This is a genomic window from Azospirillum sp. B506 (genome assembly GCF_000333595.1).
Classification (GTDB): Bacteria; Pseudomonadota; Alphaproteobacteria; order Azospirillales; family Azospirillaceae; genus Azospirillum.
In genome coordinates this window covers 1-7382 of the sequence record NZ_BADK01000682.1, presented here as the reverse complement: position 1 = coordinate 7382, position 7382 = coordinate 1, and the positions used below count along the sequence as shown (strand labels likewise).

Here is a 7382-nt window from a genome sequence, read left to right as displayed (position 1 = left end):
ACTCGCCGCACAGCGGCAGCGTCTATCCGGACGATTCCGGGTGATCTGCCCGCATCCCCTGCTGCGGCAGGGCGAGGACAGCCATGTCGAGGAGCTGTTCGCCACGGCCCCCGACCATGGCGCCACGCTGCTGTGCGCGCTGTTCCCCCGCACCTGCATCGACGTGAACCGCGCGGTCGATGACATCGACCCGGCGCTGATCGACGGCGAGCTGCCGCTGCGGCTGCGTCCGACCCCGCGCAGCACCCTGGGTATGGGGCTGATCCGCTCCATGCTGCGGCCGGGCGTGCCGCTCTATGACGGAAAGCTGCCGGCGGTGGTGGTGGCCGACCGCATCGACCGCTATTACCGTCCCTACCATGCCCAGATGCGCATGGCCCTCGATGGTCTGGCCGAGCGGTTCGGTTCGGTGTGGCACGTCAACTGCCATTCCATGCCGTCATCGCTGCGGCCGGATGGGCGCGACCCGCTGGCGGTGGATTTCGTCATCGGCGACCGCGACGGCACCACCAGCGAGCCGGGATTCGTCCGGCTGGTGGCGGAGACCCTGCGCGGCTTCGGCCATCGCGTGGCGATCAACGACCCCTACAAGGGGGTGGAACTGCTGGCGCGTTACGGCGAGCCGGCGCGCGGCCGCCATTCTATCCAGCTGGAGATCAACCGGCGCCTCTATATGAACGAGGAGACGCTGGAGCGGCACGACGGCTTCGCCCGGCTGAAGGGCGAGATCGACCTGCTGATCCGCCGCATCGCCGACTATGCCGCCCAGCGCGCCCTGAACCGTGCGGCGGAATAGGTGGCCCGCCGCGCCCCGCGGCAACCGGGAGCGGCGGTGCCGTGGGAAGGCTCGATCAGGTTTCCGTGACCTGCCGGCGCGCGGTGTCGAGGAACTGCGCCATCTGCTTTTCCACCCGGTGGTCGGAGATGTCGACGCCGCGGGCGTGCAGATCGGCGCGCAGCCTGTCCCGGATGTCGTGCGGGCCGGGAGTGGCGATGTCGGTGTCCACGATCTGGCGGGCATAGGCCTCGGCCTCGGCGCCGGACAGCCCCATCAGGTCGGCGGCCCATTCGCCGGCCAGCCGGTCGCGCCGGGCGCGGATGCGGAAGAGCAGGTCCTCGTCGTGCTGGAACTTGGTCTCGAAGGCCTTTTCGCGATCGTCGAAGGTCGTCATGATGGCCCACCCTCCCTTGTCGGTTTCACTCCCAGTTAAAAGGATTATATAGCCCGAAGGCGGCTTCCGTCACGGTCCCGCCGTGTCGCGGCCCCGGATATTGTGCGGGGCTTCCCCGGGCAGCGGGTTACCCTCGGCGGGCACGAAAGACAAGCGCCTCCACAGACAAACCCCACAGACACAGGGCATGGCATGTGCAGTGTGATCCTCCTGCGGCGACCCGACGCAATCTGGCCGCTGGTCGTCGCCGGAAACCGTGACGAGATGAAGGGGCGTCCCTGGTTGCCCCCGGCCCGCCACTGGCCCGACCGGCCCAACGTGGTCGCCGGGCTGGACGAGCTGGCCGGCGGCTCCTGGATGGGGCTGAACGACGAGGGGGTGGTGGCGGTCATCCTCAACCGCTTCGGCACGCTGGGGCCGGAGGCCGGCAAGCGGTCGCGCGGCGAGCTGGTGCTGGACGCGCTGGACCATGCCGACGCCGCCGACGCGGCGCGCAGCTTCGCCGACCTCGACATCCGCGCCTACCGCCCGTTCAATCTGGTGATCGCCGACAACCGCGACGCCTATCTGGTCGTCCACCGCGGCGCCAACCCCCGCCACCGGCCGGAGGTGTCGTCGATCCCCACCGGCGTCCACATGCTGACCGCCTTCGAGATGGACGACCCGCAGGACCCGCGCACGTCCTTCTACCGACCGCTGTTCGAGCACGCCGTTCCGCCGACCGTCGACGCGCCCGACGCGGAGTCCTTCGCCTGGGGCGGCTGGCCGGAGCTGATGGGCAGCCGCATCTGGGAGGGCACGCCGGACGAGCGCGGCGCCATGGACTTCCTGCTGCCCAGCGGCTTCGGCACCTCGTCCAGCTCGTTGCTGGCGGTGCCGCGGGTGGAGCGGCCGGACCTGAACCCGATCTGGCACTTCGCCCCCGGCCGGCCGCACGCGGTGGACTATGCGCCGGTGGAGCTGTGAGCCGGCCACCGCACAATCCTGCCCTCCGGCCCCCGTCGTTGTGTTCGTGCACCCGGCTTGCTATATCACTCAGGCACATTCCTGGGCCGGCAAGCTCGCTTGACCGGTCCTTACGTATTTGGACGAAGACGCGATGACACGACGCCGGCGCATCTACGAAGGCAAGGCCAAGGTACTCTTCGAAGGGCCGGAGCCGGGCACCCTGGTGCAGTACTTCAAGGACGATGCCACCGCCTTCAACAACCAGAAGAAGGGCGTCATCACCGGCAAGGGGGTGCTGAACAACCGCATCTCCGAGTATCTGATGAGCCGTCTGTCCGAGATCGGCGTGCCCACGCACTTCATGCGCCGCCTGAACATGCGCGAGCAGCTGGTGCGCGAGGTGGAGATCATCCCGATCGAGGTCGTCGTCCGCAACGTCGCCGCCGGCAGCCTGTCGCGCCGCTTCGGCATTCCCGAAGGCACGCCGCTGCCGCGCTCCATCATCGAATATTACTACAAGTCGGACGAGCTGAACGACCCGATGGTCTCGGAGGAGCACATCACCGCCTTCGGCTGGGCGGCTCCGCAGGATCTCGACGACATGGTCGCGCTCAGCTTGCGCGTGAACGACTATCTGTCCGGCCTCTTCCTCGGCATCGGACTCAAGCTGGTGGACTTCAAGCTGGAGTTCGGCCGGCTGTGGGAGAACGAGGAGATGCGGATCGTCCTGGCGGACGAGATCAGCCCCGACAACTGCCGGCTGTGGGACGTCAAGACCAACGAGAAGCTGGACAAGGACCGGTTCCGCCAGGATCTGGGCCGTGTCGAGGAAGCCTATCAGGAGGTCGCGCGGCGCCTCGGCATCCTGCCGGAAGGCGGGCCGAGCGACGTCAAGGGCCCCAAGACGATCCAGTGACTGCCTCCAACAACCACCCCTCCACCCAACACCGTAAAGCGAGCGGACATCCGATGAAGGCCAAGGTTCACGTCACCCTCAAGCGCGGCGTTCTCGACCCCCAGGGCAAGGCCATTGCGCACGCGCTGCACACGCTGGGCTTCGACGGCGTCGAGGACGTCCGCGCCGGCAAGGTGATCGAGCTGCAGCTCAAGAGCACCGACGAGGCGACCGCCCGCAAGGAGGTCGAGGCGATGTGCAGCAAGCTGCTCGCCAACACCGTGATCGAGGACTACGCCATCGAGCTGGTGGCCTGATCCACTGATTTCGGGCAATGGGGCGCGGCCGGTGAGCATCGAGCATGACCGCTGAGCATCTGGCCGCGCTCGACCCTATTTTCGCCGAATGTTTGCGCGTCGGCGGCCCGGTGATCCGCGATTTCACCCGGCCGGCCGGCTTCGTCGGCCTGCTGCGCATGGTGATGGAGCAGCAGCTCTCCACCAAGGTGGCGCTGGCCCTGTGGACCAAGCTGCAGGACCGGCTGGGCGGTGCCGTCACCCCCGGCGCCATCCTGGCGCTCGACGACGACAGCTTGCGCGCCTGTGGTTTCTCCCGCCAGAAGATCGGCTACGCCCGCGGCCTCGCCGAGGCGGTGGCGAGCGGCCGGCTCGATTTCGACATCATTCATGACCTGCCCGACGAGGAGGCGATTGCCCAGCTCGTCGCGCTGAAGGGCATCGGCCGCTGGAGCGCCGAGGTCTATCTGATGACCACGCTCGACCGGCCGGACATCTGGCCGATCGGCGATCTGGCGATCCAGCTGGGCGTCCAGCGGCTGAAGGGCTGGGTGGACAAGCCGACGGCCAAGCAGCTGATCGAGGTGGCCGAGCCGTGGCGGCCCCATCGGTCGCTGGCGGCACGGCTGGTCTGGCACCATTACGTCGCGTTGCAGGAGCAGGCGCGGGCGGCGCGGGGCCTGCCGCCTGCGCGGTGATCGCTCTCACCCAGCCAGCACCGGCAATCGCCATCCCGCCAGCGTGATCTCCACCGGCAGCCGCGCCAGCACGTCGCCGTCGCCCTGCACCGCGTCGGCGAACAGCCCGTCGCCCGCCGGCCCCTCGATCCGCACGCGCCTGGCCGTCACCACGCGATAGTCCGGAAAGTGCGCCAGCCGTCCGGCGGTGACGCCCCAGACATAGCGCAGCGCATTCAGCCGCCCGCCGCGCGGGAACAGGCAGACATGCAGCTCCGGCTCGGTCAGCCGCGCATCGGGCGCGCAGATGAAACGACCGCCGTAGAAATGCCCCTTGGCGACGATGACCGACGCCACCTCCTGCGGTTCGCCGTCATCGAGCCGAACGTGGTAGCGGTGGTCCGGCCGCGTCGCCAGCTGAACCAGCGTTTCCGCCACATAGGCGCCCTTGCCGATCAGCCGCTTCACCCGGGGGTCGACCCGTTCCACCACCCGCGCATCCAGCCCCACCCCGGCCATCAGCGAAAACACCCGGCCGTTCGCCAGGGCCGGCCAGATCATCGTCCGTCGCCCGCCGGCAATCGTGGCGGCGATGCGCTCCGCATCGGTCGTCAGGCCCAGCTCGGCCGCCAGCACATTGGCGGTGCCCATCGGCACGATACCCAGCGGCAGCGGCCGCCCCGTTTCGGCATGGACGGCCAGCCCGTTGATGACCTCGTTGATCGTGCCGTCGCCACCGGCCGCCACCACCGCATCGAGGTCGGCGGGATCGGCCGCACGGGCGAAATCCTCGGCATCGCCGCGCTTGCCGGTCGGCCTGACGGTGACGTTCACCCCGAGCGCCTCCAGCCGGGCGACCACCGCCCGCAGCCGCCGCGCCCGCCGCCCGCCGGCGGTCGGGTTGTGGATCACCAGCAGCCGCCGCACCTCGATCGCCGCATCCTCGCCGCCGCCGGCGCCAATCGCCGGGTTCTCATCCATCAGCACCGTGTCGCGCACCGATTCGCTCTCCCTGACCGGCGCATGAGGCGCCTTCTATTGCGGAACAGTGAAGGGCATGCGACGGTTCCGTTACAGTAAAACTGCGACGTTGTGACGATTGCCCAAAATGTTGTGGCGAATAGGTGCGGTGCGTCCAAATCATTGTCAAGATGGATGGCTTTCGATTATACGGCTGTTGTCTTGATGGCCATCGGCCATGGCGACGACGGAGCGGAAGATGGACGCCGTCCCAGCGGTCAAGCGTTACCGCAGCATCTGGATATCCGACGTTCATCTGGGAACGCGCGGCTGTCAGGCGGAACTGCTTCTCGATTTCCTGAAGCACACCGAATCGGATCACCTGTTCCTGGTCGGCGACATCGTCGACGGCTGGCGGCTGAAGAAAAGCTGGTACTGGCCGCAGGCGCACAATGACGTGGTGCAGAAGATCATGCGCCGCGCCCGCAAGGGGGTGGAAGTCTATTACATCCCCGGCAACCATGACGAGGCGGCGCGCGAGTATGTCGGGCTGCAGTTCGGCGGTGTGCAGGTGGTGGATGAATGGGTCCACACCACCGCCGACGGACGGCGCCTGCTGATCACCCATGGCGACCAGTTCGACGCCGTGGTGCGCTACGCCAAGTGGCTGGCCCTGCTGGGCGACCAGGCCTACGTCGCGCTGCTGCAGATAAACACCCTGTTCAACTGGGTGCGCCGCAAGTTGGGCTTCAATTACTGGTCGCTGTCGGCCTACCTGAAGCACAAGGCCAAGACGGCGGTGGAGTTCATCGGCAAGTACGAAGAGGCGCTGGGCGAGGAAGCCCGCCGCCGCAAGGTCGACGGCGTCGTCTGCGGCCACATCCACACCGCCGAGATGCGCGATATCGAAGGAATCCTCTATTGCAACGACGGCGATTGGGTCGAGTCCTGCACCGCCTTGGTCGAACACGACAGTGGCGCGCTGGAGATCATCCGCTGGACGGAGGTCATGGCGCAACGGCTTCCGGTCACTTCTCCCACCAATGGGAAGATCGCGGCGAAGGAACGGGAAGCGGCGTGAACATCCTGATCGTCAGCGACGCCTGGCACCCGCAGGTGAACGGCGTCGTGCGCACCATCGGCACCGTCCGCGGCGAGTTGGAGGCGATGGGCCACAGCGTCGAGGTCATCGGTCCCGACCGCTTCCGCACCCTGCCGATGCCATCCTACCCGGAAATCCGGCTGGCGGTCGGGGCGAAGCGGCGGCTGTGGGCGATGATCGACGGCATGCGGCCCGACTGCATCCACATCGCCACCGAAGGGCCGCTGGGCTTCGCCGCGCGTTCCTATTGCCTGAAACATGGCAAGCCCTTCACCACCGCCTACCACACCCGTTTTCCCGAATATGTGCGCGACCGGGCACCGATCCCGCTGGCGCTGTCCTATGCGGTGGTCCGCCGCTTCCACAAGCCGTCCTCGGCGGTGATGGTGGCGACCCAGACCATCGAGGACGCGCTGAAGACCCGCGGCTTCGCCAACATCCGCCGCTGGACCCGTGGCGTCGATACCGAGCTGTTCCGGCCGCGTGACAAGGACTTCCTCGATCTGCCGCGTCCGGTGTCGATGTATGTCGGCCGCGTCGCGGTGGAAAAGAACCTGGAGGATTTCCTGCGCCTCGACCTGCCCGGCAGCAAGGTGGTGGTCGGCGACGGCCCGGCGCGGGAGGAGTTGCAGCGCAAATATCCCGGCGTCCATTGGGTCGGCGCCAAGCACGGCGAGGAGCTGGCCAAGCATTACGCCGCCGCCGACGTGTTCGTCTTCCCGTCGCGCACCGACACCTTCGGGCTGGTGCTGCTGGAGGCGCTGGCCTCCGGCGTGCCGGTGGCGGCCTATCCGGTGCCGGGACCGCTGGACGTGGTCGACGGCTCCGGCGCCGGCTGCCTGGACGAGGATCTGAAGCGCGCGGTCGAGGGAGCCCTGGCGATCCCGGCGCAGACCTGCCGCGACTATGCGCTGGGCTATTCCTGGCGGCGGTCGGCCGAACAGTTTTTGTCCAACCTGCGGCCATTTACGTAAGCGGGGGAGCGGTAAGGCGCGCGCGGCGCACCCGCCCCTGTTACGGACCGGTTGTCGCGTGCTAAGGTGCCGCCGGGCGCGTGGCCGGTGTTCCGTATCAGGGGGACCGGCAACGCGCCCGTTGTCGTACGTCTCCTGTTCCGGGCCTTGATGCTGCATTCCCTCTACCGTGGCCTGACGACCGTTGCCGGGCCGGCGGTGCGCCTTTATCTCGACCGCCGCCGCGCTGCCGGCAAGGAAGACCCCGCGCGCCAGGCGGAGCGGTTTGGCGTGGCCTCGCACCCCCGGCCGGCGGGGCCACTGGTCTGGATCCATGCCCCCAGCGTGGGGGAGGCGAATTCGGTTCTGGTGCTGGTCC

Annotated in this window: 10 protein-coding genes; 8 read left to right on the top strand and 2 right to left on the bottom strand. The window is 68.1% G+C overall.

Annotated elements, in window-relative coordinates; translation table 11 throughout:
* Positions 1-796 (top strand): N-formylglutamate amidohydrolase (locus tag I71_RS20470; RefSeq protein WP_244433948.1); only part of this gene is annotated, 796 nt, incomplete at its 5' end.
* Positions 797-851: 55 nt separating this feature from the next.
* Here I71_RS20470 and I71_RS20465 read toward each other — a convergent pair.
* On the bottom strand, positions 852-1172 hold the full coding sequence (locus I71_RS20465; RefSeq protein WP_042697253.1) for a DUF1476 domain-containing protein: 321 nt from the start codon (positions 1170-1172) through the stop codon (positions 852-854).
* Between the two features lie 192 nt (positions 1173-1364).
* Here I71_RS20465 and I71_RS20460 point away from each other — a divergent pair, with 192 nt between their 5' ends.
* From I71_RS20460 to I71_RS20445, 4 genes are all read left to right on the top strand, one after another.
* Entirely contained in the window at positions 1365-2138 is a 774-nt protein-coding gene (locus I71_RS20460) for an NRDE family protein (RefSeq protein WP_042697250.1), read from the top strand.
* Between the two features lie 133 nt (positions 2139-2271).
* Positions 2272-3036 (top strand): phosphoribosylaminoimidazolesuccinocarboxamide synthase, encoded by a 765-nt coding sequence (gene purC / locus I71_RS20455; protein ID WP_042697247.1) that lies wholly within the window; start codon positions 2272-2274, stop codon positions 3034-3036.
* A 53-nt stretch (positions 3037-3089) separates the two neighbouring features.
* Complete coding sequence (gene purS, locus I71_RS20450) at positions 3090-3332, top strand: phosphoribosylformylglycinamidine synthase subunit PurS (RefSeq protein WP_014246942.1); 243 nt, start codon at positions 3090-3092, stop codon at positions 3330-3332.
* A gap of 44 nt (positions 3333-3376) precedes the next feature.
* The gene (locus I71_RS20445) at positions 3377-4009 is read left to right on the top strand and encodes a DNA-3-methyladenine glycosylase (protein ID WP_042697245.1); all 633 of its coding nucleotides are present in this window, start codon (positions 3377-3379) and stop codon (positions 4007-4009) included.
* A gap of 6 nt (positions 4010-4015) precedes the next feature.
* Here the strand turns inward: I71_RS20445 and I71_RS20440 are convergent, their stop codons facing one another.
* Positions 4016-4987: a diacylglycerol kinase family protein gene (locus I71_RS20440; protein WP_049976215.1), complete on the bottom strand. Its 972-nt coding sequence runs from the start codon at positions 4985-4987 to the stop codon at positions 4016-4018.
* A 220-nt stretch (positions 4988-5207) separates the two neighbouring features.
* Here I71_RS20440 and I71_RS20435 point away from each other — a divergent pair, with 220 nt between their 5' ends.
* From I71_RS20435 to I71_RS20425, 3 genes are all read left to right on the top strand, one after another.
* Positions 5208-6029, top strand: a complete 822-nt coding sequence (locus I71_RS20435; RefSeq protein ID WP_042697242.1) for a UDP-2,3-diacylglucosamine diphosphatase — start codon at positions 5208-5210, stop codon at positions 6027-6029.
* A complete protein-coding gene (locus I71_RS20430; RefSeq protein ID WP_042697240.1) occupies positions 6026-7024 on the top strand; it encodes a glycosyltransferase family 1 protein in 999 nt (332 codons plus the stop codon). The genes I71_RS20435 and I71_RS20430 overlap by 4 nt, the downstream gene beginning before the upstream one ends.
* A 150-nt stretch (positions 7025-7174) precedes the next feature.
* The coding region (locus tag I71_RS20425; protein ID WP_042697237.1) for a glycosyltransferase N-terminal domain-containing protein at positions 7175-7382 on the top strand (208 nt) is incomplete at its 3' end.

Bases quoted from the DNA above. Each gene is read 5' to 3' on its own strand.
- purC (WP_042697247.1), top strand. From the start codon at position 2,272: ATGACACGACGCCGGCGCATCTACGAAGGCAAGGCCAAGGTACTCTTC.
- purS (WP_014246942.1), top strand. From the start codon at position 3,090: ATGAAGGCCAAGGTTCACGTCACCCTCAAGCGCGGCGTTCTCGACCCC.
- I71_RS20435 (WP_042697242.1), top strand. From the start codon at position 5,208: ATGGACGCCGTCCCAGCGGTCAAGCGTTACCGCAGCATCTGGATATCC.
- I71_RS20460 (WP_042697250.1), top strand. From the start codon at position 1,365: ATGTGCAGTGTGATCCTCCTGCGGCGACCCGACGCAATCTGGCCGCTG.
- I71_RS20445 (WP_042697245.1), top strand. From the start codon at position 3,377: ATGACCGCTGAGCATCTGGCCGCGCTCGACCCTATTTTCGCCGAATGT.
- I71_RS20465 (WP_042697253.1), bottom strand. From the start codon at position 1,172: ATGACGACCTTCGACGATCGCGAAAAGGCCTTCGAGACCAAGTTCCAG.